This is a genomic window from Secundilactobacillus kimchicus JCM 15530, assembly GCF_001433995.1.
Taxonomy (GTDB): Bacteria; Bacillota; Bacilli; order Lactobacillales; family Lactobacillaceae; genus Secundilactobacillus; species Secundilactobacillus kimchicus.
This window is the reverse complement of sequence record NZ_AZCX01000004.1, coordinates 62,111-87,050: the sequence shown is the minus strand read 5'-3', so window position 1 is coordinate 87,050 and position 24,940 is coordinate 62,111. Positions and strand designations below refer to the sequence as shown.

Genomic DNA, 24,940 nt, shown 5'->3' with positions numbered 1-24,940 from the left:
AAATGCTCCCCCTATTCCTATGAATCCATTTCTGCTTTTAATTCTAAGACGGTGTCACGCAACGTTGCGGCGTGTTCGAAATCTAAGTCCTTAGCCGCTGCTCTCATTTCATTTTCAAGCCGATCAATCATTTGCTTTTGATCAGCCTTCGACATAGCTTCAAAGTCGCTTTCAACGAAGTCGTCTTTTTCACCGGAATCAGCGCTGGCCTTTGTCACACTGATCAGATCCCGGATCGGCTTAATAATGGTCTTGGGTGTGATGCCATGCTCTTTGTTATAAGCTTCTTGAATCTCACGCCGCCGAGCCGTTTCGTCCATCGCACGTTGCATCGAGTCCGTAATGGTGTCCGCATACATAATAACCGAGCCATGTTCGTTTCGGGCAGCCCGTCCCATTGTTTGGATCAATGACCGTTCATTCCGCAAAAATCCCTCTTTGTCAGCATCCAAAATAGCAACTAGTGACACTTCGGGAATATCAATTCCTTCCCGTAATAGGTTGATGCCAACGAGGACATCGTATTTGCCTAACCGGACGTCGCGCAAAATTTCCGTTCGTTCAAGGGTCTTGATATCACTATGCAAATAGGCCACTTTGATACCGAGATCTTTCAAATAATCCGTTAAGTCTTCCGCCATTTTTTTGGTTAATGTCGTCACGAAGACCCGTTCATCCGCATCAATCCGCTTATTGATTTCACCAACTAAATCGTCCATCTGTCCCATGATTGGGCGGACTTCAACAGTTGGGTCCAACAGCCCCGTTGGCCGAATAATTTGTTCAACAACGTCTTTAGTCTGGGCCAATTCATAGTCTCCGGGCGTCGCTGACATGTAAATCACCTGATTCACATGCTTTTCAAACTCTGGTAATTGAAGTGGTCGATTATCAAGGGCACTTGGCAACCGGAACCCGTAATCCACCAACTGCTGCTTTCGCGACCGGTCACCGTTATACATACCGCGCACCTGTGGCATCGTCACGTGAGATTCATCCACCACTAATAAGAAATCTTTCGGGAAGAAATCCAGTAACGTGTAAGGTGGTTCTCCCGGCTGACGGCCATCCATGAAGCGGGAATAGTTTTCAATACCGTTGGTGTAGCCCATTTCCTTAAGCATTTCAATATCATATTCCGTCCGTTGCTTTAAGCGCTGGGCCTCCAATAATTTACCTTCGCCCTCAAAATACTTCAACTGGGTCGCTAATTCAGCCTGAATCCCATCAATCGCGTGAGCCATAATATCGTCATTTGTCATAAAGTGGGTTGCCGGGAAAATAGCCACGTGATCCCGATCACCGATAATTTCTCCGGTCAGCGCATCAACCTCCCGAATCCGGTCGATTTCGTCCCCAAAAAATTCTACCCGTAATGCCCGTTCGTCCCGCGAAGCCGGGAAAATTTCCACAACATCACCGTGAACTCTAAAACGGCCACGTTGAAAGTCGATGTCATTTCGCTCAAACTGAATATCCACTAGTTTTCGCATGAGATCGTTTCGCTCGATCTCTTGGCCAACACGTAACGAAACAACGTGGTTCCGATACTCGGTTGGATCCCCTAACCCAAAAATTGACGACACAGAGGCCACAACAATCACGTCGTTTCGTTCCAATAATGAACTTGTTGCCGAGTGACGCAGCTTATCGATTTCGTCATTGATTGACGAGTCTTTTTCGATGTACGTATCACTGGATGGCACGTAGGCTTCTGGTTGGTAGTAATCATAGTAACTCACAAAGTATTCCACCGCATTGTTCGGGAAGAATTCTTTGAATTCACCATATAACTGACCCACCAGCGTTTTATTATGTGAGAGCACAAGCGTTGGCTTATTAACGTTTTTGATCACATTTGAGATGGTAAAGGTCTTGCCAGTACCAGTCGCCCCCAATAAAATTTGAGCCTTTTTGCCAGCTTCGACACCCGCCGTTAATTGCTCAATTGCCTTTGGTTGATCACCAGTTGGCTGGTACTTTGACACCAAATCAAACGTTTGATTTTCTTTACGTTCAATCACGTTAACCCCTCCTCGTTCACTCAAAAAATGGGAAGCCGATGTCTTCCCATAAAGCTTAATCATTCTAACACACCGAACATATTTTCGCCACTGTGCTACCTGAGCATATTCAACTGGTAAATTGTCGCCGAAATCGGCTGCTCCATCACCATTGTTTGGGTCTTTTGCACAGCACTAAACCCCAGTGCTGGCCAGAATTTTTGCGCTTTGACATCACGGTCTAAGACGAGTAGTTGGACTTGTACCGTTTCTAGTTCGCGGAGCGTTTCAAGGACCGCCGCCAGCCAGCGTTTGGCCGTCGTACTTGACACGGTTTGGGGGCGCCACATAAATTGACCAATCCATGCCACTTGGGGTAATGGATAATCGACCACCAAGTCAAGGGTAGCTACTAACGTTTCACCGTCAAAAATACCTAGATAGTGCTTTTGACCAGCCGCTGAATTCATTGGTTTTTCGTCCAAATCATTGACGGCCTCGCGTTTTGTTAGGTGATGGTCTAAGAACAAGTCGTAGAAATCTTGATTGGCCCTTTGTAAGCTGTAAAGCGCGTCGTCATCTTGATGCGTTAACGGCCGAACCGTTTTTTGGATCCTTTTTTCAATCACTGTTTCAATTGTTTGCCCCATTTAAATGCTCCTGTCCAATAATTGTTTGGGTAATATCGCGAAGATGGTCCTGACCTGTGAATTTTTCAGCCAATAGTTCCGGTAGGATTTGCTTTAGAAAGTACTGGACACTGGCCATTTGACGAAACGCCGATATTGTTTGTAAACTTTCCCGGTAAATATCAACGTAGACCCCCTCTGGATTTCCCTTTTCAATCTCACCAAAGGATTCATATAATAGGTCGATTTTATCCGCCACCGACAAAATTTGCCCCTCCAACGTTTCATCTTTCGGTTCGGATAAGCGCCGCCGATAGGCTGATTGAAATTCGGTTGGAATTTCATTTTGAATGAAGTTTTCCGTGAGCGAAGCCTCTACGCTTGCTAGCATCGTTCGCAGTTCCGGTGTGGCGTACTTCACCGGCGTTTTAATATCGCCAATAAACCGCTCCGTGTAATCGTGATTCAACGCTTTTTCGTACAAGCGTTGCCAGTCAACTGACTGCCCGGATTGGGCCTCCACGTCGCCTAAAAACTGAGCAATTTGAGTGACCTTAAACGAATGCGCCGCTACGGAATGCTCGGAAAACTTAAAGTAGCCTGGTGCGCGATGAATGGTCTCTAGGTCACTTAAACTCTGAAAATACTGATGCATACCCATCTGATCTGCCTCCATATCGTAAGTCTTTTCTCCATTATACCGGTTAGGTCAAGCTGCGGCCGACCAAAAAACCGGCCCTGAGAAAACACTCAGAGACCGGTTATCGCTTCATTTAATTTGTTTTTGCGAGGTCGCTGTTTAACGCTTCGATGTACTTGAAGACCTGTTGGCCTGCAACCCCACCGTCGCCAACGGCTGTTGTAATCTGCCGAAGGTCCTTCGCACGAACATCACCAATCGCATAAATGCCAGGAACGCTGGTTTCCATCTGATCGTTCGTTTCAATCCAGCCGTCTTCGTTAGTGATTCCCAGACCACTAAACTGTTCCGTCTTTGGCAGAATTCCGACGTAAATAAACACCCCACTGGCTTCGATTGTTTGCTCTTCACCAGTTTGATTATTTAATACTCGAACGCCGGTGACCTTCATATCGTCACCCAGCACTTCTTGCACGTTACTATTCCAGACAAAATTCATCTTGTCGTTTGCAAAGGCCCGGTCTTGAATGATCTTTTGCGCCCGTAATTGATCACGCCGGTGAATGACCGTCACTTTTGAAGCCAATTGGGTCAGGTATAATCCCTCTTCAATTGCTGAATCACCGCCGCCCACAACGACAACTTCACGGCCTTTGAAAAAGGCGCCATCACATACCGCACAGTAGGAAACACCCCGGCCACCATAACTATCCTCGCCAGGAACACCTAGCTTTCGGTATTCTGAACCAGTTGCAACGACCACCGCTTTTGTCTCATAGGTTTCGGTATCCGTCGTCACGATTTTAACGGTTCCCTTGTCCTCAACCTTTTCTACGCTACCATACGCATATTCGGCCCCAAATTGAGTGGCGCCCTTATACATATTTTCCGCAAGGTCTGGACCTAGAATTGACGAAAACCCCGGGTAGTTTTCAATCGCTGCCGTATTATTCATTTGCCCGCCATAAATCCCGCGATCAAGCAATAAAACGGAGAGGTTTGCGCGTGACGCATACAAGGCAGCTGTCATCCCACCTGGCCCAGCGCCAATTACAATAACATCATATTGTTTTGCCATAAATGGTCTCCTTCCAACTGCAATCTCTTAAACGAGCCTGCCTCAATTTAAGCATGACTCTACTATCTTTTTGTAAGTTTGTCCAGTTATTTAAACTAACTCTTTTTCTTGTCTTCTTCAACCAGTTTTTGACCGAGGGCTTCAATGTAAGCTCGTAAGTGGTCCTTAACCTCTGGATGATTCAAGCCATATTCAATATTGGTTTGAATCCACCCAAACTTATTGCCAACATCGTGCCGATCGCCCTTAAATTCATGGGCAAAGACGCGCTGGGTCCGGTTTAACAAATCAATGGCATCCGTTAATTGGATTTCGTTTCCCTTACCTGGTGCCGTGTGTTCTAGCGCATCAAAAATCTCCGGCGTAAACAAGTAGCGGCCAATAATTGCTAAATCAGAAGGCGCCTCATCCGGATTAGGCTTTTCGACAAAGCTATTAACGTTATAAAGGCCAGGTTTAATTTCCTCGGTTGGGTCAATCACCCCGTACTTCGCAGTGTCTTCGTGAGGGACCCGCATAACCGCCAGGGTCGACGCACCCGTGTCCTGGTAACTATTGATTAACTGCTGAGTTAACGGCACTTTATCTTCCATCATGTCATCGCCAAGCATGACCACAAATGGTTCGTCGCCAATAAATGCTTTGGCTGTTAGGACTGCATCACCAAGGCCTCGGGGATGCGATTGCCGAATGAAATATAAATTAATATCCGTAGTTTCTTCCACTAATTTCAACATATCATCTTTATGCTTGGCTTTTAAATTTTCTTCAAGCTCCGGGTTTGAATCAAAGTGGTCTTCAATCGAGCGCTTGCTCTTACCACTGACAATCACAATGTCTTCGATACCAGATTTCCGCGCTTCTTCAACGATAAATTGGATTGTTGGCTTATCAACAATTGGCAGCATCTCTTTAGCTAAAGCTTTAGTGGCGGGTAAAAAACGGGTTCCCAAACCGGCTGCTGGAATAATGGCTTTACGCACTTTCTTCATAACGATAACTCTCCTAGTTTTAAAATTCAGACCGACCTTCACGCTGCATTAAGTCGGAAATGGCCTGTCGAATCTCTTTACCATCGTACAAAACTTGGTAAATGGCTTCGGTAATTGGCATATCAACACCACGTTGTTGGGCTAATTCATAGGCGGCTTTTGTTGTCGCCACCCCTTCAATCACCATGCCCATATGGTCAACGACATCTTGCAAACTTTGGCCTTGCCCCAGTTCGTTTCCCGCCCGGAAATTACGCGAGTTCTGACTGGTTCCAGTGACAATAATGTCCCCAACGCCGGCGAGGCCGACAAAGGTCTGTGGGTTAGCCCCAAACGATGTCCCTAGCCGTGAAATCTCAGCAAGCCCCCGGGTCATCAACGCGGCCTTAGCATTGTCGCCATAACCCAGTCCAGTTAGGGCACCAGTGCCCAAAGCAATAATATTTTTCAATGCGGCGGCAATTTCGACACCAATCACATCCGGATTAGTGTAGACCCGGAAATAATGATTCATAAACAAGTTTTGAACGTGCTTAGCCGCCAAAAAATCGGAACTCGCGGCCGTGACCAGCGTGATGTCTTTGCGGGCAACATCTTCTGCATGGCTTGGACCTGACAATACCGTAATGGCCCGCCTTGACTGAGTGGGAATCTCCTCAGCCAAAACTTCTGAAATTCGCTTATAGGTCCCCTGCTCAATTCCTTTGCTAGCATGGATCAACGTGGGCTTTAACTGTGTCTTTTCGAGAATTTTAGCCACGTTGCCAGCAACTTCTCGGACCGCTTTGGTTGGCACAACAAACAAAATTGTGGTTGCGCCCGCCAATGCCTCTTCAAGATTTGCAAAAGCCTTCAAACTGTCAGAATACGTAAAATTTTGAATGTATCGGGTATTGGTATGTCTCGTGTTAAGCTCTTCAACTTGGTCCGCATTATAGGACCACAACGCAACATCGTGGCCATTTTCATCTAATAAGTTAGCCAGAATACTTCCCCAAGAACCGGCACCTAACACTGCAATTTTTTCCACCATTGTGAGTTCTCCTTACTTATTCGGCTCAGTGGCCTGTTTCCTGAACGGACTACCATCTAAATACATCGGGACCATTGGCCGCCTTTTGCGACGGTAAATGATTAACGCAATGGCGCCCACAAAAAGGACAATCGATAAGATCTGGGATACTCGAACTAACCCGAAGACCATCAGGCTGTCCGTTCTCATTCCTTCAACAAAGAACCGGCCGAAAGAATACCAAATCACATAACTCAAAAAGACTTCGCCTTGTTTGAACAATCCTTCGCGGTGCCGTAGAGCCATTAGGAACACAAACCCCAAGATATCCCACGAGGATTCATAGAGAAAGGTTGGTTGGCGATAGGCGCCATTAATCATCATCTGATTAATAATCCAATTTGGTAAATGAAGACCCTGTAAAAAGCTTAAACTGGTCACTTGGCCAAAAGCTTCTTGATTCATAAAGTTTCCCCAACGACCAATGCCCTGGGCCATAATGACAGTTGGTGCAGCCACATCAAGCATCAACCAAACCGGAATAAATCGGGACCGGCAAAAAAAGTAAACAACTAAGCCCGCCCCAATGAGCGATCCGTAAATGGCGATACCGCCATCCCAAACCCGGATAATTTCAGCCGGATGTTGACTGTAATAAGGCCACTCAAAAGCGACGTAATAGGCCCGCGCTGCAATAATGGCCGCCGGTAGTGCCCAGAGAATCATATCGTAAATATCGTCAGGCTCAATGCCTCGCCGACGGCCTTCCCGCACGGAAAGGACCACGGCGATGACAACCGCACTAGCGATAATGATGCCGTACCAGTGAACCTGAAGTCCGCCTAATCGAAAGGCAATCGGGTTCAATGCTGCTACTATGCCACTCAAAGCGGCGCCTCCTTTAATCGGAAATCCCACTAATCTTGCTTATTGGGACCCTTTTTTGAATTTTCACTAATTAATCGGTTTAAATTGGCATCAAAGACCTTCGTTGCATCGTATCCCATCGATTCTGCGCGGAAATTCATGGCCGCGGCTTCGATGATAATGGCCAGGTTCCGACCCGTTCGAACTGGGATAGAAATTTTAGGCACAATCACGTCAAAAATTTTGCTTGATTCATCAGCGTTACCAAGCCGGTCAAACTTTTTTTCCGGCGACCAAGCTTCCAAGTGCACGATTAAATCAATATCAGTCTCACTCCGGACCGCACCCGCACCAAAGAGATTCATGACATCAATAATTCCGATTCCCCGAATTTCAAGTAGGTGGGCCAAGATTTTAGGGGCTTGTCCCACCAATGTTTGTTCGTCTTGTTGATAAACTTCAACCCGGTCGTCTGCAATCAACCGGTGACCACGCTTGACAAGTTCCAAAGCCGTTTCACTCTTCCCAACTCCAGAATCACCAGTAATCATCACACCAACGCCGTAAATATCAACCAACACGCCGTGGATCGATTGTCGTTCGGCCAATTTTCCTTCAAGGTAATTGGTCATGTTACTTAAAATTCGCGACGTGGTCATCTTGGTACCAAGCAGTGGAATGTTTGCTTCCTTAGCCGCTTGATAAAGTTCATCAGAAGGCTCCAACTGCGTCGAAATGACAAAGGCTGGCGTTTCTGGTTGGCACATATGCCGCATCACATCTAGTAATTTGGCGTGATCCATCCCCTTTGCAAAAGAGGTTTCAGTGATGCCTAATAATTGCACGCGCTTTGCTGGATAGTAGTTAAAAAAACCAGTTAATTCCAATCCTGGTCGGGAAATATCACTTGTCGTGATTTCCCGCTCTGAGAGAAACTCCTCACCAGATAAAACGTCTAACCGGGTATTTTCAACTAAATCAGCTACGGTAACCCGTTCTGCCAATATAATCCCTCCTCGAACCTACTTTTGTACTAGTTTATCACTTTTTAGGGTCAAATTGAAAACGCCAACAACTGTTTTATGGCGCGGGGTGATTCCGGCCCAGTTGATTAGAGATCACCGCATTGACAAGCGACATCAAAATTGCAATCAACATGGTCGCGCCAAACGATGAGAAATGAAAATCGCTGCCAACGACTGCTGACGTCAGCGCCAGCATCGCCCCGTTAATCACAATACTAAAAAGCCCTAGTGTCAAAATGGTTATGGGCAATGACAACAGGGCTAAGACTGGTTTGACCAAGGCGTTTAAAACCGCCAAAACAACGCTTGCGATTAGTGCAATCCACACGTTAGCGACGTAGAAACTATCACGAAAAAAGCCCGCTAAAGCAATAAATAAAATGGTGTTTAATAATATTCGCTGCCAAAATCTCATAAATTAATGATTATCCTCTCGGTGATCTTCTTCGGTAACGTCATGCAAAGTTTTGCGGCCACCTTCAGTCGGCTTTGTGCCTGATGAACGGGGGCGGTTTGTGGCGTCATCAGGAATCACGACCATTAAGACCAAGTATACCAGCACCCCAGCAATCAAATGACCAGGAAAAATGGAAAGGCCAGCAAACAAGATTCGAACTAGTGTGGCGTCAATTCCAAAATAGTCCGCAAGGCCACCTAAAACACCTACGATTATCCGGTTTGGCGACCGGGTCAACTTTCGTTTTCGTTGCATTTAATCACCCCACATACAGAATTATTCTCTATATAAGAATAGATAAAACAAGGGTCGAAAGCAAGCTTTCAACCCTAATCACAAGAGACTTTTAATTTAAAAATTTAAGTTCAACGATTTTACCCGTCTTGAGGTAAATAATCCATTCACCAACGTTTGTCATGTAGTCTGCGATTCGTAAAAGATCACCGGCAACGATGTTGTAGTTTGTGGCCGCCTTCAAAACGTCCGGATTTTGAATAATTTGTTGGTACGAGGCATCGGTAATCACTTTTTGATGCTCTTGAAGCTGGTTATCAAATGTCACTAAAGCTTTAGCGGCTTCGGCGTCCTTATCAACGTAGGCTTGAATTGCGCTTTGAACCATTTTAGTAGTCAAATGGCCCATCTCTGCAATTTGAGCCTCGATTTCAGCGACCCGCGTATTGCCCTTCACTGCAATCGTCGCGATTGCAATGTTTCGCGCGTGGTCCCCAGCTCGTTCAAGATCGGAAACGGCTTTAAGAATGGTCACCACTTCGCGTAAATCCATGGTGACAGGCTGGTACAAGGCAATAATCTCAAACGACTTCGCTTCAAGTTGAATCTCACGTTCGTTAATGTCATGATCATGGTCGATAATTGCCTGAGCCGATTGCCGATCATGGTTAATAAAAGCATCAACAGCACGTTGGGTGACGTCACTGACCAACATGCCCATCTCTGTGAACCCGTTATCCAAATCCGCCAATTCATCGTCAAATTGTCTTCTCATTAGCAATTCCCCCTCTACCCGAACCGGCCGCTGATATAGTCCTCTGTTTCTTTTTTGGCCGGATTCATAAATATTTTCTTTGTATCATCCACTTCAACTACTTCGCCATTCATAAAAAAGGCGGTTCGATCAGCAATTCGTGACGCCTGTTGTAAATTATGAGTGACTGTAATAATGGTATAGTCTTTGCGTAATTGTAGCAAAGTTGATTCAATTTGACTACTAGAAATCGGATCTAACGCACTGGTGGGTTCATCCAATAAAATAATCTTGGGCGATACCGCCAGAACTCTGGCGATGCAGACCCGTTGCTGCTGACCACCAGACAGCGCCAGCGCACTATCGTGTAAGTGGTCCTTGACCTCATCCCAAACGGCCGCTTGGCGCAACGCATTTTCAACCACCGCGTCTAATGCTTCCCGGTTTTTCTGACCCGCAATGCGAAGCCCGAAGGCCACGTTATCATAAACCGAAAACGGAAATGGATTGGGTTGCTGAAACACCATTCCAATTTGTTTTCGCAAGGCGACTAAATCAGTTTGAGGGGCGTAAATATCATTTCCCTGAAACGCAATATTTCCCGTCACCGTAACACCTGGAATCATATCGTTCATCCGGTTCAAGGTTCGCAAGTAGGTTGACTTGCTTGATCCTGACGGGCCAATCAGCGCCGTAATCCCTTTCTCTTCAAAATCAAGACTAATGCCTTTTAACGCTTCATGGTTGCCGTAATAAACGTGTACATCACGAGAAGTCAATATGGTTGCCAATAAAAGGTCCCCCTATCCAAAGTCACCAGCCACGTAATTGTTCGTTAACGCTACCTTTGGCCGGGTAAAAATTTTTGAAGTGACGTCGTATTCAAGGGCGGTCCCTTGGTTGAAAAAAGCTGTATAATCACTAATTCTGGCCGCTTGTTGCATGTTATGGGTCACGATAATGATGGTGTAATTATCTTTGAGCCGGAGTAGGGTATCCTCAAGCTTACTGGTTGATACCGGGTCCAGCGCACTTGCTGGCTCATCTAACAGTAAAATATCCGGTTTAATCGCAATGGCTCGAGCAATGCAAAGTCGCTGTTGTTGACCACCCGACAAGGCCAAGGCACTCTTATTGAGATCGTCTTTAACTTCGTCCCAGATTGCCGCCTGCTTCAAGCTGGTTTCGACAATTTCATCTAAAACTGCCTTCTTGGTTACCCCGCGGCGCTTCAGGGCAAAAGTAATGTTGTCGTAAATTGACTTTGCAAAGGGGTTGGGCCGCTGAAAAACCATCCCGATTCGACGGCGCATTTCATAAACGTCAATTTCGGACCGGTTCACGTCAACACCACGATACAAAATCTGCCCTTTGACCGTCGCAACATCGTCATTCATTCGATTTAACGATCGCAGGTACGTGGATTTCCCCGAACCACTAGGACCAATCAACGCCGTGATCTGGTGCTCACCAAACTGTAAGTCGCCCTCATGGAGGGCCTCGTGATCGCCATAGAGCACCCGCAACCCCTTCGTTTCAAGGATAATATTGGCGCCAAATTTTTGTTTGATATCAACCACGTTACGCTCAAGCCATGTGGTGGTTTGCTGACTCGTTGGATTAACAAACATGGGCTTCCTCCTACTTTGCCGACGTCAATTTTTGGTAAAGTCGCTTACCAATAAACCGCGCCAAAATATTAAAGACCAAGACCGAAATAACAAGCACAGCCGAGGCTCCCGACGAAACGGCTTTAGCATCTGGCATAATTCCCTCGGAGTTAATCTTCCAAATGTGAACCGCCAGCGTTTCTGCGGGCCGCATTGGGTTTAACGGACTGGAAATGTTAAACGGATTCCAATCGGTGAAATCCAGTGCCGGCGCGCTTTGACCCGCCGTAAAAATCAGGGCCGCTGCTTCCCCAAAAATTCGTCCAGCACTCAGAATCACACCGGTCAAAATGCTTGGTAGCGCAGCGGGTAAAATGATTCGAGTGACCGTTTCCCATTTCGATAATCCGAGTGCCAGCCCCCCTTCCCGTTGGGTGTTTGAAATAGCGGCTAAGGATTCTTCAATACTCCGGGTCAGGAGTGGTAAGTTGAAGAACGTTAACGCAAAAGCGCCCGATAAAATCGAAAACCCAAAGTCAAATTGGACAACAAAGATTAAAAACCCGAACAACCCAACAACTACGGATGGTAGTGAACTTAAGATTTCAATGGCAGTTCGAACCACGTTAGTCACCCAGTTATTCGGCGCATACTCATTCAAATAGATCCCCGCACCTAAAGCGATTGGAAACGAAATCAAAAGCGTCAGTAGCAACAAGTAAAACGAATTAAACAACTGAATTCCGATTCCGCCACCGGCCGTAAAGGCCCGAGCAGGCGTGGTTAGAAAATGCCAGTTTAGCATCGGCAAGCCCGTGATAATGATGTAGCCCAACAACGCAGCCAAGATCAAAACAATGAAACCGGCGATTCCATATAACGCGCCGTTAGCAATTTTATTACTTAACTTTGGGTTCATTTAGGCATGGCTCCCTTCCGACCAATCAGTCTAATCACCAGGTTGAAAATGAGTGACATCACAAGTAAAACGAGGGCCAACGACCACAATGCATTATTTTGCATTGAGCCCATAACGGTGTTGCCAATTCCCGTGGTTAAGACCGACGTTAGCGTTGACGCAGGGGCAAACAAGCTGGTTGGCACTAACGCAGCATTCCCAATCACCATCTGCACTGCAAGGGCCTCACCAAACGCGCGGGCCATCCCAAACACGATAGCGGTTAAAATGCCCGGGGTGGCAGCGCGCAATACAACCTTGTAAATCATCTGCCAGCGCGTAGCTCCCAGTGCCAACGCGGCTTCACGATAATAACGCGGGACCGTTTTTAATGCGTCGACCGTCATTGAAGTCACCGTTGGCAAAATCATCACAAACAGGACAAAGGTCCCAGAGAAGATGCCAAAGCCACTACCTCCAAAAACGGTCCGAACTGCCGGCACAACAACCGTCAATCCAATGAAACCATAGACAACCGACGGGATCCCCACCAGCAATTCAGTCACCGGTTGCAAAATGGCCGCCCCTCGCCGCGGCGATATTTCGGTCATAAAGATGGCCGTCCCAATTGCAAAGGGCGTCGCGATAATCGCCGATAGGATGGTTACGATAAAGGACCCTAAAATCATGGGTAAAGCGCCAACCTCAGGCTGACCATGTGAATTAGTCACACTTGGATTCCAACTTTTTCCCGATAAAAAATCCCAAAAATTAACGTGGTTTGAAAAGAAGGTCGATAATCCCTTCGACGCCACAAAAAGAATAATGGCAAACACAGTCAACGTAATGAGCAATAGGGCTGAAAAACTAACGCCCCGGCCTAACCTTTCCAATTTGGCGGCTTTTGATTTTTTTAGTAATTGTTCCTGCAGTTTTTTATCCATTATTTTTCCCCCACTCGGCCGCTCACATCGCGACTTACGTGCATGTCAGCCACACTAATGTAGCCAAGTTGTTTCACTAATGTTCGTTGAATATGAGCCGACTGAATGTAACGAATAAACCGTTGAGTTAACGGGCCAGGGGTCCGACTCGTATACATGTGTTCGTATGACCAAATTGGCCACCGGTTGGTTTTGACATTTTCATCAGTTGGCGAAACACCATTAAGGGTAATGGCTTGAACCGATTGGTCTGCGTATGAAAACCCAACGTAGCTGATTGCCCCCGGCGTTGTTGCCACAATCTGACGAACCATCCCAGAAGAATCCTGTTCTTGAGCTGGTTTACTACGGGCGCCTTTAAGTGCCCAACGTTCAAACGTCATGCGGGTCCCACTTCCCTGAGCCCGGTTTAGTAAAACAATGGGTTGATGCCGCCCCCCTAATTGTGACCAGTTCGTCACACGACCGGTAAATATTTTGATCAGTTGTGCCGTTGTTAGTCGCTTCACCCCAACTTTCTTGTTGACAATAGGCGTGATGCCAACAACGGCTACCCGATGGTCCACTAGTCGGTTCGCCTTGATACCCTTTTGTTCCTCGGCAAACACGTCGGAGTTGCCGATGTCAACGGCACCCTCTTGAATTTGGCTTAACCCGGTACCAGAGCCACCTCCCTGAACATTGATAAACGTTCCTAAATGCTGCCCTGAATACTCTTCCCCAGCAGCCTCAACAAGGGGTTGTAGCGCTGTTGATCCGACTGCTGTAATCGTCATATCAGCGTGCGTTGTTTTTCGGGTCACGTAACCAGCTGTGCCTAAAACGACAATAACCAGCACAATGACAAGTTGAATCCAGCGCGATTTACGCATTTCGACTCCTCCAATCCCACTTTTCAATTTTTAAGTGTACAGAACGAATGTAAATGTCAGCGCAATTCTATGTAAAGGTTTTGTAAAGGTGACAAAAACTGAGCCTCGTTTATTTGAACGGGCTATGCCCCAACTTGACTTCTTCCCACCCAGTCTTGGTTGAAAAACCCAAATAACTCCGGTTCCGGGGAATCGTTCACCGGAATCGGAGTTATTTGAGGTTGATTGTGGCATTTTCCGAGTTTTATCGCCCACTCTTGCAACAATCATCTATCTGGAGTAGCGTGGCTTTGCGGAATTGTCACTGCGACGCTGGTTCCAACCCCGCGTTGACTCTCCAAGTGGATTTGGCCCTTCATAGCCGCCACTAATTCAGCGACAATCGCCAATCCGAGCCCGGTACCAGTCACGACCTGCTTATTGCGCGAACTATCGACCCGGTAGAATCGTTCGAAAACCCGTGTCTGATCAGCTTGCGAAATTCCAATGCCGGTATCAGCTACCGTTAAGGTCCATTGAGCCGCTGTCTGTTGATAACTTACTCGGACCTGACCATTTGGCTGATTATACTTAATGGCATTTGAAATTAAATTCTTCAAAATTTCAATCAACTTGTCGCGATCGGCTAAAATAACGGCGTGCTGATCAACCGCATTGACCAATTCAATCGATTGGCCAGCAGCCGACTGTTGCATCACTTCAAATTGTTCATCAACCAAATCGGCCAACAGAACCTTCGTTAACTTGGGGGCCGCAACCGTCTGTGATTCAATCCGTGAAATTGACAAGACGTCAGTAATGAGGTCCGTCAACCGCGCGCCTTCACGTTGAATAATCCCCAAAAACTTCGTTAACGTTTCCGGATCGTCCTTAGCACCCGCTAACAGCGTCTCCGCAAAACCCGTAATGGCTGTGACGGGTGTCTTCAATTCATGCGACGCATTAGTCAAAAAATCCCGCTGCATTTTTTCGATTGCGGCAATTTCGGTAATGTCATACAACAACACAATCGCAAAAAAATCATTGTGGGGACTGGGAGCATATAATACCGTCGCCTCGACCGTTCGCGGTGTTGGAACCGCCATCAGCGTCACCGTCGCTTGCTGCGTCGCCCTAGCCTCAATGGCCTGACTGATTAAGGTTGCTAGTTCGTAGTTTTTAATATCCTGAGTGTATGGATGGCGCTGCTCGTCAATGGTTGTTTCCAGAAACGCCCCCATTGCGCGATTGGCCAGTTCCACTTTTCGGTAGCGATCAATCACCATCACGCCGACTGGCAGTGACGTCAGCAACAAACTCATTTCCGCATCTTGATGCCGTTGTGTCTCCAAAAGCTTGCGCTGGTGGGTTTGCAGGTTATTGATGGCCATTGCCAGCTGATATAAATCGTCGTCGGGCCGTAACAGCACGTGGGTTGGTGGGGCCGCATTTTGAATGCCCTCAATTTTCCCCTTTAAAACCGCTATCTTGCGTAACTGTGGCTGTCGGATTAACCAGACTATACCGGTCTCAACACCTGAGGCCACTAAGTTCAATCCCATCAACTCGCCAATTTGAAACACAGACAGTTGGATGGCCGGACTCACCGCCAACAATATCAGTAATACCACCAGGTTAACAACGTATACAAAGCTGAAAACACTGGCCAATTTTTTAACCATGATCCGGCACCTCAAATCGATAACCAAAACCACGAACAGTCTGGACATACTGCGGGTGCTTGGGATCGGTTTCAATCTTGTCACGAAGATGTGAAATGTGAATATCTACCATTCGCGTCTCGCCACCGTAATCATACCCCCACACTCCCGTTAACAGCTGGTCGCGACTGAGAACCTGACCCGGCCGCTTAACGAGGTAAACGAGTAATTCAAATTCCTTTGGGGTAAGGTTGACGAGCTCGCCATCCAAATAAACCGCCACCCGTTTTAGATCAATATTAAGGGCCCCGACTCGAATCTGATCATTGGCACCTTGATCGCTGGCCTTTGTTTCTGGTAATGCGTCGTTATACCGGCGTAACACGGCCTTAAGCCGAGCCATGACCTCTCGTGGACTGAATGGCTTTGTAATATAATCATCTGCACCTATTTCTAACCCGAAAATTTTATCAAACTCGTCCGTTTTCGCCGTAATCATAATGATTGGCGTGAGAACACGCTCTTGTCTTAACCGCTTTGTCACTTCAACGCCGTCAAAACCCGGTAGCATGACATCAAGTAAAATAGCGTCAAACGGCTTTTTTAGAGCCAGTTTAACGGCATCTGGACCAGACGTCGCCGTCACCACTTCGTAGTTCGCTGTTTCTAAATTATAAGTCAGTAACGTGACAATTGCAGGTTCATCATCGACAACAAGTATTCGTTGCATAGGGGCCTCCTATTGTTGAAATAGCACAACACCAATCTCGTGGGGCGCATTTGCAAAAATGGCCGTTTCACTGACCTTCAATTCGCCATCTGGCTCTTGAATTCGCAAATGACAGTATGTTGCATCTTGCAACAGTGCCCGGTAAAAGTCAGCTTCATTATTAACGGGAACGTGGTTACATTCAAGAATAATGTCACCAATATTGAGCGCCATTTTAGCAGCTGGGGTTCTGGGTTGAATCCCAATCACTCGAACCCCGCGATTAACATCCGAGAACCAAAAGTCTCGGTGCTGATCACGCAACCGCTCAGACCCTAAAACAAGCCCATACCCAATGACCAATCCGCCTAATAGCCATGGCGTCGAAACTGGGACAAATCTGCTGATCACCGTTAAAACGAGGCCAACAATACCCAAAACAAGGACCTTTCGCGCCAATTGAACCAGCGCTACTCTGGGCACTTGTTTCAAAATAGTCCAACGAAGGCCAATCACCAGCGGCAAAAACAGGAGCGTCATCCGATGCTGTCCCACCATCAGGGTTGGCCAAAAGCTAATGTGGCTAACAAACCAGTCCCCGGGAACAAGCACCAGCATTGGAATCACTGTCAATTCATTGAACCGGTACTCGGCGACTTTTTGCCCCCGTTGCTTAGTTAACACCTGGGGCGCATTATACCGCCCCCCAATGCGATAGAGCCAGATACTGACTAAAAGTAACGCAATGGTCGCCACAGCAACAAAATTCGGGTTAGCTGGCAGCCAATCTGAGAATCCAAGTTGCGTCAGAGTTGTCTCATCCGGTTGCCAAAAGCCGTAAACTTGGTTTGCAAAATATCCCGCAATACTGATTACTAAAACAATAAGCGGGCCACCCGCAGGTAAAGCCATCATCCCCAGTAACGCAAGTACGGTATACATGATCCACCAAGTGATTGGCACAGTGACGCCCACTAAAATACTCAACGAAGACGCCAGAACACCAAGCACCAAACTCTGACTGAGGTAGTGCCGTAATTCATACTGGTCCTGGTAAACTGCGCTACCAAACGTGCGCCGCTCAGCTCGGATTCGGTGGTTTGACGTTCGCCATTCGCGAATGAGGCCCATCCACCAAACAGGCTGCAGGACTAACGAAGCAAAGAGTAATCCGATTGTCATAATTCTTCCTCAAATCTTTTAAACTACCCAAAGTATAGCATAATCCCCGATTCTACGACGTAGGACAAAGCAATGACGGCAAAAATAAAAAGGCCGGGCAGATTATGAAGTCTGCCCGGCACGTTAAAAGAATGATCATTGGGGATTTTTTTGTTCCAATTGCCACTGGAGATAAGCGTTAATGAAGGGATCTAACTCACCATCCATGACAGCTTGACCGTTTCCAGTTTCGTAATTTGTCCGATGATCCTTCACCATCGTATACGGATGAAAGACGTACGATCGAATCTGAGAACCCCAACCAATCTCGAGTTGATCGCCCTCCAAAGCGGCTTTTTCCTTCGCCTTCTTTTCTTCTTCCAACTCGTACAGTTTGGCTTTCAACATATTCATGGCCGTTTGGCGGTTTTGAAGCTGGGATCGTTGGGCCTGACTCGCAACAACGATGCCCGTCGGTTCATGAGTAATCCGAACGGCCGAACTCGTCTTGTTAACGTGTTGGCCCCCTGCCCCGCTAGCCCGATAAACGTCCACTTTAAGGTCGGCTGGATTAATGTCGACTTCGACAGAGTCATCTAACTCTGGTAAGACGTCAACTGAGGCAAAGGACGTATGACGACGGCCAGCCGAATCAAAAGGTGATATTCTGACAAGCCGGTGGACGCCCTTTTCTGAACGCAAGTACCCGTAGGCATTTTGCCCAGCAATCAAAAGGGTCACACTGCTGATTCCTGCGACGTCGCCGGGCTGATAATCTAAAGTGGTCACTTTAAAATCATGTTGCTCAGCCCACCGCGAATACATCCGCAGCAGCATGGCGCCCCAGTCTTGCGATTCGGTGCCACCGGCCCCCGGATGAATTTCCAAAATCGCATTATTGTGATCATACGGCCCACTTAGCAACAGGTTAAGCCGGTACTTGTTCAACGCTTCTTGAAGCGTATGCAAGGCTAATTCAGTCTCGCTGGCAAGATCGGCATCCGTGGGTTCTTCCGCTAATAATTCCGTTGATACTTCAAGATCATCCAAATCGTCTCTAAGTTGCTTATAATCGTCAAGTTTGGCCTTTAGCTGATTATTTTCATCAATCAACTTCTGGGCAGCTAGCCGATTATCCCAAAAACCCGGTTCAGCCATCTTTGACTCGTTAATTGAGACACTCTCACTCAGGGCATCAAAGTCAAAGTGACCTCCCAAAGCCTGCAATTTCATCTGCCATGGCTTTTATTTGATGTTTAATTTCGCTTAATTCCATGTTTTTCCTCCGTTTAGTGCCTGATAATTCGGCAAATAACACCCAAAATGGCCGGCGAATAGGTATTCACCAGCCATTTAAAGGACAATTTAACGCGTAATATTTTGCCGAATTTCTGATTTCATAAATAATCGCGTTGCATCGTAATCAATGTCTGCAATCATTTCTTCAAACATCCGGTACCCGTCTTGTTGGTATTCAACAAGTGGGTTCAATTGGCCGTAGCCCCGCAGACCGATTGACGTTCTCAATTGATCCATCACGTCGATGTGGTCTGTCCAGTGAGAATCAACGACCCGTAAGATCACAACTTTTTCAAACTCCAGCATTTGTGAGGCTTCGTAAAGTTGGTCTTGTTTTTCCTTGTAAACTTGTTCAGCCAAGTCCATCAAGAATTGCTTAATTTCGTCGGCTGACTTGCCCTTTAAGTCGTCTAACTTAATTTGATCTGGGCTGACCAGCACCGAAATGGCGAAGTCCAACAGCGTCCCAAGATCCCAATCTTTTTGCTCACCTTGAGTGTGCAAGTTAACGACCCGGTCAACGGTCCGCTTGACCATTGGCATCAGCACCCACTTAAGCGTGTCGTTTTCTTCAATGATCTGTTTGCGTTGGCCGTAAATAACTTCACGTTGTTCACGCATCACATCATCGTATTGCAACACGTTTTTCCGAGAGTCATAGTTGTTTCCTTCAACCCGCTTTTGGGCTGATTCCACTTGACGTGAAATCATCCGACTACGGATCACGGCGTTCTCGCCTTCAACGTTCATGTGTTCCAAGAACGTCTTGACACGGTCAGTCCCAAACCGCCGCATCAGGTCATCTTCAAGCGATAGGTAGAATTGAGTCAAACCAGGGTCACCTTGCCGCCCTGATCGGCCACGAAGTTGGTTGTCAATCCGTCGAGATTCGTGTCGCTCAGTCCCTAATACGACCAATCCGCCGAGTTCACGAACGCCCGGTCCAAGCTTGATATCCGTCCCACGACCAGCCATGTTGGTGGCAATCGTGACGGCCCCACGTTGACCAGCATTCATGATAATATCCGCTTCCTTCGCGTGATTCTTGGCATTCAAGACCACGTGCGGGATTTGAGCGGCGTCAAGTTGTTCAGATAAATACTCTGACGTTTCAACGGCAACTGTCCCAATTAGAATCGGTTGGCCCTTTTCATGTAATTCCTTGACCCGGTCAACCACGGCCTCAAACTTCGCTTCAAGCGTTGGATACAAAACGTCAGCTTCGTCCAAACGGACAACTGGCTTGTTCGTCGGTACCGAAATAACTTCCATACTGTAAATTTCACGGAATTCTTCGATTTCGGTCCGCGCCGTCCCTGTCATCCCAGCTAACTTGTTGTACATCCGGAACATGTTTTGGTACGTAATGTTGGCCATCGTCTTGGCTTCTTCTTGAATCTCAACGCCTTCTTTAGCTTCGATAGCTTGGTGCAAACCATCGGAGTAACGACGACCCTCCATCACCCGACCCGTAAATGAATCAACGATTTTAACCTCACCGTCATCCACCACGTAATCCTTATCGCGAAGCATAATAAAGTTGGCCCGTAGCGCTTGATCCATATGGTGGGTCAATGCTGTGTTATCGGGATCGTAAAGGTTATGCAAGTTGAAGTACTTTTCGGCCTTAGCAATTCCCTCTTCCGTTAACGACACACTCTTTGATTCCAAATCAATCTTAAAGTCGGTATCTTCATGGAGAGTCTTCGCAAACCGGTCCGTCCGTTCATAAAGTTGTGACGTCCCTTCGGCCTGACCTGAAATAATCAACGGTGTCCGAGCTTCATCAATCAAGATGGAGTCCACTTCATCGACAATGGCGAAGTTCAATGGTCGTTGAACCATATCAGCCTTGTAGAGCACCATGTTGTCCCGGAGATAATCAAACCCAATTTCGGAGTTTGTTGAATACGTAATGTCAGCGTTGTAAGCTTCCCGCTTTTCATCAGCAGATTTCTCGGTCAGGTTCAACCCAACGCTTAAACCAAGCCAGTTGTATAGTTCACCCATTTCAGTCGCATCACGTTCTGACAAGTACTCGTTAACCGTCACCACGTGAACCCCGTCACCTGAAAGAGCGTTCAAATAAACTGGCATCGTCGCAGTCAAGGTTTTCCCTTCACCGGTTTTCATTTCAGCGATGTTACCTTCATGAAGGACAATCCCCCCCATGATTTGAACGTGGAATGGATAGAGACCCAAGACACGTTTAGCCCCTTCACGAGCGACTGCAAACGCTTCTGGAAGCAAGTCATCTAATGATTCTCCGTTTTTGTAACGTTGTTGGAATTCGGGTGTTTTAGCCTGTAAATCGGCATCTGATAGTTGTTCGTATTCTTTCGAATAGCTATTGACTTTGTCAGCAATTTTGCTGATCCGTCGAAGCTCGCGCTTATCGCTTTCGACCCATTTTCGTAAAATGTTAGCCATATTAATTCCCTTCTGTGTTTACTAAATTGCAAAGGTGTTAATGCTCTTTTGTTAACTTCGATTGCATACCAATAATCAGTTTAACATTTATGACCATGATTGAAAACTGATGTTTATTGCAAAACAAATTAAATTTTAATGACGAATATGACGCCAATCAAAAAGACTGGGGTCATGACCCCAGTCTTAATGTGACCTGTTTTGTTATTCGTCGCTGGCTTCAATCAAGCCATAGCGGCCGTCGTTACGGCGGTACACAATGCTAATCCCATTTGTGTCAGCATCTTCATAGATGAAGAAGTCGTGACCTAGCATGTCCATTTGAAGGATTGCTTCTTCGTTGTCCATTGGCTTTAGCGAAATCCGCTTCGTCCGAACAACGTCTAAGTCTGATTCGTTTGAGTCAGGAGCCGCTGCAGCTTCATTGACATCCTCAGAAGTAAATTCCAGGTTCTTAAGTCCCTTTTCACGCGACTTGCGGTTAATCTTGGTTTTGTACTTCCGAATTTGACGTTCAAGCTTATCAGTAACCAAATCAATACTTGCGTAAAGATCTGGTGAAGTTTCTTCAGCTCTTAAGGTCAGGTATGGTAGTGGAATGGTCACTTCCACTTTGGCATCCTTATTAGGATAGACCTTCAGGTTAACGTGTGCGGTAGCAGTCACGCTATTTTCAAAATACTTTTCAAGTTTGCTAATCCGTTTTTCGACGTAGTCCCGAATAGCCTGAGTAACCTCAATGTTTTCTCCACGAATATTGAATGTGAGCATAAAACTTCTCTCCCTTCCATACACAAACAAAAGCGACTTTAAGGCGGTTAACTAACAAAGTGTTGGGTGCCGCGCTCACTGTTGTTTTGTTTAACTATATTATAATAGAAAGCGCTTCAATACACAATGAATTGGTTAAACTTATCCGTGAGCTAGGGTTAATCCTTGAACCCAAGACGCTCCTGCTGCCCGCGCTAGACTAGCAGCATGCCGAATCGTTCGCCCCGTTGTGTAAACATCGTCAATAATTAAAACCCGCTTTCCCGCAATTAAACTCGTGGCTGGTGGTGTTAATCGAAACGGCTGCGGTGCGGTCATTCGGTCGTGCCGGTTACGCTCGGACTGTCGCTTACCCTTGTTTGTCGTTTGCGTTTCAAATAGCGCAACTACGGGATAGTCACCAACGAGCCCCACGACTTGGTTAAATCCTCGCGTCTGTAGCGTTTGCTCATCAACCGGAATGATGGTCACCACGTCGGCATGACTAACGTTAATTGCCCGCTTCATGTCCGCTTCAAACGCCTTTCTAAGACGAAAATCGCCACGGAACTTATAGTCCGAAAAAAACGTCTTCATCGCCTCGTTATACTCATAAAGCGCCCGGTTGATAAATGGCTCATCAATTCCCCACTGCGTACAATCTGGACAAATTGTTGTTATCTCCTGATGCCGCCCACACTTCGGACAAGACTGATCAGGCGGGATGGCCACGAACCGGCCTTGACAGATCTGACACAATTGGGGAACGGTTAGTGGTGAAAAATCAAGGAGCTTCTTTAAATCTATTACCGGAGCCACTACCCGCTCACATAGGACGCACTGAGTCATGTTGAATCCTCCGAGCTTTTCGATTAACAAACTTGATTTGCTGTTGCGCCGTTTTGATGACTTCGGTTAATTGGTTCGCATAAAAGCGTACCGCACCATCTGGATCACTTGCACTTCGTCCCGCCCGGCCGGCTATCTGCACAAGGGCTGCCGTTGAAAAAACTTGATCCTCTGCGCCAAGCACAAACACGTCAATTTCTGGAAAGGTGACGCCCCGCTCCAAAATGGTCGTCGTGACCAAAAAGTTAAGCTCACGACTTCTCATCCGACTAACTTTGGCGTGCCGCTCAGGATCCGTGGCATGGACCGTCACCACAGTTTCCCCTGGGAAAGTCAGCTCCAAGGCCCGCTTTAAGGCGGGCAAATCAGCAACGTGGGGTGCAAATAATAGAAACCGTCGCCGGTGAGTGAAGTTTTCTCGCATCTGCCGTACGAGCCGATCTGGAAGCCGTCCTTGGTGCATCTTCGCCCGCCAATCTCGGGTTCGCACCACTTTGATTTCTGGTAACAAGTGACCATGGTAGCGGATTGGCAGATAAGTCATCACCAGCTCGCCCTTTCTAGCGGCCCTTTGCAACCAATCACTAGGGGTGGCTGTTAGGTACAAGAGCGCCCCATTTGGTTTCTTGGCTTGCTCACTTGCATACTTCAATCCAGGATCGGAGGCAAAGGGAAAAGCATCGACTTCATCGACGACTAACACGTCAAAAGCATGGTAAAATCGAAGTAGTTGGTGAGTGGTACAAATTGTCAGCTGACAGTATTGGTACGCCCCCTTCATATCGCCGTATAAGACAGCTTGATCAACGGCGTTAAAGGCTGCCTGCAACCGCGGGGCTAATTCGAGACACACGTCGACTCTAGGCGATGCGACTGCCACCCGCAGCCCCGCCTCCAAGGCCCAAGCGATGCCCGGAAACAGCATTTCAGTCTTACCAGCCCCAGTGACTGCCCAGAGAAGGGTATCTTGACGCTGCTCAAAAGCGGCCTGAATTCGGTGGCTACATGCAGCCTGCAACGTAGTAAGAACGCCGGTCCACGTTAAAGCTGGCAGTCGTGAGGTAAACTGGTTCGGTTCGGCTATGGTACACAATTCATCGTTTGATGTGAGTCGGCCCATCTGAATACAGTGTGGGCAATAGATGGCCCCGTTGGGCAGGGTTGTCGACCGCCGATCAGCCGATTGGCCACACCGCTGACAGTATGCCCCGTCAAACGCTGGCCGGCGACAAACAGCGGAATCGTTCAACAATGATGGGGAAACGTCCCGGCTGGGAATTTGCCGACCGTATAGTTCACTTAATTGTTCAATCATCATCAGACCAACTTTCAATTCAATCCTTTGGGGGAATTTTTTTGTCAGAAAACTACGTCACGATTAAAGAAAATGGGCAGCACGAACTCCTCATTAAAAAGTCTCAGTTCATCTGCACCCTCACCCGAGTCACTTCTAAAGAAGCAGCCGACAACTTTATTGCCGCGACAAAAAAAGCCAATCCAAAAGCCAATCATAACTGTTTCGCCTATCTAATCGGTCAAAACGACCAGATCCAACGAGAAAGCGATGATGGCGAACCATCTGGAACAGCCGGAGTGCCCATCCTCGAAGTGTTAAAGCGTGTTGGTGTTCACAACGTTGCGGCGGTTGTCACCCGTTACTTCGGCGGTATTAAGCTGGGCGCTGGGGGCCTAATTCGGGCCTATAGCAACGCCACTTCCACCGCACTTGAATCGGTTGGCCTAGTGAACCGGGTCATGCAGACTGCGATTCTGACAACCATCAACTACGCAAACTTTGAGAAACTCAGTTATTTTTTGCAGCAACAACAGATTCCAGTCGCTGATACCGCCTATGCCGAATCTGTAACCGTCACCCTTATGGTTAGCGAAACGGCCATTGAACAAACGCAGGCCCTGATTACCGACTTTTTAAGCGGCCAGGTCACCTTTAAGCTAGGCGATCAACAATATAATGACGTGCCAATCACGTTTGAAGCCGCCAAGAAGCTGACGTCAATGCCGTAACAGGCCTTACAAAAAAACACCGGACCCGCTTATTAGCGAATCCGGTGTTTTTGGCATTTAAC

25 protein-coding genes are annotated in these 24,940 nt (G+C 47.1%); 1 reads left to right on the top strand and 24 read right to left on the bottom strand.

Going from position 1 to position 24,940, the window contains the following annotated elements:
- Positions 1–17: 17 nt before the first annotated feature.
- The 24 genes from uvrB to FC96_RS06485 all read right to left on the bottom strand — a co-directional run bounded on the left by uvrB (position 18) and on the right by FC96_RS06485 (position 24,168).
- Positions 18–2,024, bottom strand: a complete 2,007-nt coding sequence (gene uvrB / locus FC96_RS06600) for an excinuclease ABC subunit UvrB (RefSeq protein WP_056942448.1) — start codon at positions 2,022–2,024, stop codon at positions 18–20.
- A 95-nt stretch (positions 2,025–2,119) separates the two neighbouring features.
- The gene (locus FC96_RS06595) at positions 2,120–2,653 is read right to left on the bottom strand and encodes a GNAT family protein (RefSeq protein WP_056942447.1); all 534 of its coding nucleotides are present in this window, start codon (positions 2,651–2,653) and stop codon (positions 2,120–2,122) included.
- The gene (locus FC96_RS06590) at positions 2,637–3,293 is read right to left on the bottom strand and encodes an HD domain-containing protein (RefSeq protein WP_054660619.1); all 657 of its coding nucleotides are present in this window, start codon (positions 3,291–3,293) and stop codon (positions 2,637–2,639) included. The genes FC96_RS06595 and FC96_RS06590 overlap by 17 nt, the downstream gene beginning before the upstream one ends.
- 112 nt (positions 3,294–3,405) lie before the next feature.
- Positions 3,406–4,350, bottom strand: a complete 945-nt coding sequence (gene trxB, locus FC96_RS06585) for a thioredoxin-disulfide reductase (RefSeq protein ID WP_054660617.1) — start codon at positions 4,348–4,350, stop codon at positions 3,406–3,408.
- Positions 4,351–4,445: 95 nt separating this feature from the next.
- Positions 4,446–5,342, bottom strand: a complete 897-nt coding sequence (galU, locus tag FC96_RS06580) for a UTP--glucose-1-phosphate uridylyltransferase GalU (RefSeq protein WP_056942446.1) — start codon at positions 5,340–5,342, stop codon at positions 4,446–4,448.
- Between the two features lie 19 nt (positions 5,343–5,361).
- Positions 5,362–6,375 carry an NAD(P)H-dependent glycerol-3-phosphate dehydrogenase gene (locus tag FC96_RS06575; protein ID WP_056942445.1) on the bottom strand — a complete coding sequence of 338 codons (1,014 nt, stop codon included), beginning with the start codon at positions 6,373–6,375 and terminating at the stop codon, positions 5,362–5,364.
- 12 nt (positions 6,376–6,387) lie between these two features.
- On the bottom strand, positions 6,388–7,242 hold the full coding sequence (gene lgt / locus FC96_RS06570) for a prolipoprotein diacylglyceryl transferase (RefSeq protein WP_056942444.1): 855 nt from the start codon (positions 7,240–7,242) through the stop codon (positions 6,388–6,390).
- A 29-nt stretch (positions 7,243–7,271) separates the two neighbouring features.
- Positions 7,272–8,225, bottom strand: a complete 954-nt coding sequence (gene hprK / locus FC96_RS06565) for an HPr(Ser) kinase/phosphatase (protein ID WP_056942443.1) — start codon at positions 8,223–8,225, stop codon at positions 7,272–7,274.
- A gap of 76 nt (positions 8,226–8,301) precedes the next feature.
- Positions 8,302–8,661 carry a phage holin family protein gene (locus tag FC96_RS06560; RefSeq protein ID WP_056942442.1) on the bottom strand — a complete coding sequence of 120 codons (360 nt, stop codon included), beginning with the start codon at positions 8,659–8,661 and terminating at the stop codon, positions 8,302–8,304.
- A 3-nt stretch (positions 8,662–8,664) separates the two neighbouring features.
- The gene (locus FC96_RS06555) at positions 8,665–8,958 is read right to left on the bottom strand and encodes a PspC domain-containing protein (RefSeq protein ID WP_054660615.1); all 294 of its coding nucleotides are present in this window, start codon (positions 8,956–8,958) and stop codon (positions 8,665–8,667) included.
- A gap of 91 nt (positions 8,959–9,049) precedes the next feature.
- Complete coding sequence (phoU, locus tag FC96_RS06550; protein WP_054660613.1) at positions 9,050–9,712, bottom strand: phosphate signaling complex protein PhoU; 663 nt, start codon at positions 9,710–9,712, stop codon at positions 9,050–9,052.
- 14 nt (positions 9,713–9,726) lie between these two features.
- Positions 9,727–10,482 carry a phosphate ABC transporter ATP-binding protein PstB gene (gene pstB, locus FC96_RS06545; RefSeq protein WP_056942441.1) on the bottom strand — a complete coding sequence of 252 codons (756 nt, stop codon included), beginning with the start codon at positions 10,480–10,482 and terminating at the stop codon, positions 9,727–9,729.
- Between the two features lie 12 nt (positions 10,483–10,494).
- The gene (gene pstB, locus FC96_RS06540) at positions 10,495–11,322 is read right to left on the bottom strand and encodes a phosphate ABC transporter ATP-binding protein PstB (protein WP_056942440.1); all 828 of its coding nucleotides are present in this window, start codon (positions 11,320–11,322) and stop codon (positions 10,495–10,497) included.
- Positions 11,323–11,332: 10 nt separating this feature from the next.
- Positions 11,333–12,220 carry a phosphate ABC transporter permease PstA gene (gene pstA / locus FC96_RS06535; protein ID WP_054660611.1) on the bottom strand — a complete coding sequence of 296 codons (888 nt, stop codon included), beginning with the start codon at positions 12,218–12,220 and terminating at the stop codon, positions 11,333–11,335.
- Positions 12,217–13,143, bottom strand: coding sequence for a phosphate ABC transporter permease subunit PstC (gene pstC, locus FC96_RS06530; RefSeq protein ID WP_056942439.1), 927 nt, complete (start codon positions 13,141–13,143; stop codon positions 12,217–12,219). Before pstC ends, pstA begins: the two co-directional genes overlap by 4 nt.
- Complete coding sequence (locus FC96_RS06525) at positions 13,143–14,015, bottom strand: phosphate ABC transporter substrate-binding protein PstS family protein (RefSeq protein WP_054660609.1); 873 nt, start codon at positions 14,013–14,015, stop codon at positions 13,143–13,145. Before FC96_RS06525 ends, pstC begins: the two co-directional genes overlap by 1 nt.
- 266 nt (positions 14,016–14,281) lie before the next feature.
- Positions 14,282–15,676 (bottom strand): sensor histidine kinase, encoded by a 1,395-nt coding sequence (locus FC96_RS06520; protein WP_056942438.1) that lies wholly within the window; start codon positions 15,674–15,676, stop codon positions 14,282–14,284.
- Positions 15,669–16,385 carry a response regulator transcription factor gene (locus FC96_RS06515; RefSeq protein WP_056942437.1) on the bottom strand — a complete coding sequence of 239 codons (717 nt, stop codon included), beginning with the start codon at positions 16,383–16,385 and terminating at the stop codon, positions 15,669–15,671. The genes FC96_RS06520 and FC96_RS06515 overlap by 8 nt, the downstream gene beginning before the upstream one ends.
- Before the next feature lie 9 nt (positions 16,386–16,394).
- Entirely contained in the window at positions 16,395–17,546 is a 1,152-nt protein-coding gene (locus FC96_RS06510; protein WP_054660603.1) for a PDZ domain-containing protein, read from the bottom strand.
- Between the two features lie 135 nt (positions 17,547–17,681).
- Positions 17,682–18,801 (bottom strand): peptide chain release factor 2 gene (gene prfB, locus FC96_RS06505; RefSeq protein ID WP_156403175.1). Its coding sequence is split into 2 segments (ribosomal slippage): positions 17,682–18,728 and positions 18,730–18,801, totalling 1,119 coding nucleotides; the frame shifts between segments, so codons are not numbered across the junction.
- Positions 18,802–18,890: 89 nt separating this feature from the next.
- Positions 18,891–21,254 (bottom strand): preprotein translocase subunit SecA, encoded by a 2,364-nt coding sequence (gene secA / locus FC96_RS06500; protein ID WP_056942435.1) that lies wholly within the window; start codon positions 21,252–21,254, stop codon positions 18,891–18,893.
- Between the two features lie 204 nt (positions 21,255–21,458).
- Positions 21,459–22,025 (bottom strand): ribosome hibernation-promoting factor, HPF/YfiA family, encoded by a 567-nt coding sequence (gene hpf, locus FC96_RS06495; protein WP_054660601.1) that lies wholly within the window; start codon positions 22,023–22,025, stop codon positions 21,459–21,461.
- A 141-nt stretch (positions 22,026–22,166) separates the two neighbouring features.
- Positions 22,167–22,853 (bottom strand): ComF family protein, encoded by a 687-nt coding sequence (locus FC96_RS12735; protein ID WP_082593402.1) that lies wholly within the window; start codon positions 22,851–22,853, stop codon positions 22,167–22,169.
- Positions 22,831–24,168 (bottom strand): ATP-dependent helicase ComFA, encoded by a 1,338-nt coding sequence (locus FC96_RS06485; RefSeq protein ID WP_056942572.1) that lies wholly within the window; start codon positions 24,166–24,168, stop codon positions 22,831–22,833. Before FC96_RS06485 ends, FC96_RS12735 begins: the two co-directional genes overlap by 23 nt.
- Before the next feature lie 41 nt (positions 24,169–24,209).
- On the opposite strand from FC96_RS06485, the gene FC96_RS06480 reads away from it, so the two are divergent.
- Entirely contained in the window at positions 24,210–24,878 is a 669-nt protein-coding gene (locus FC96_RS06480; RefSeq protein ID WP_056942433.1) for a YigZ family protein, read from the top strand.
- Positions 24,879–24,940 lie beyond the last annotated feature (62 nt).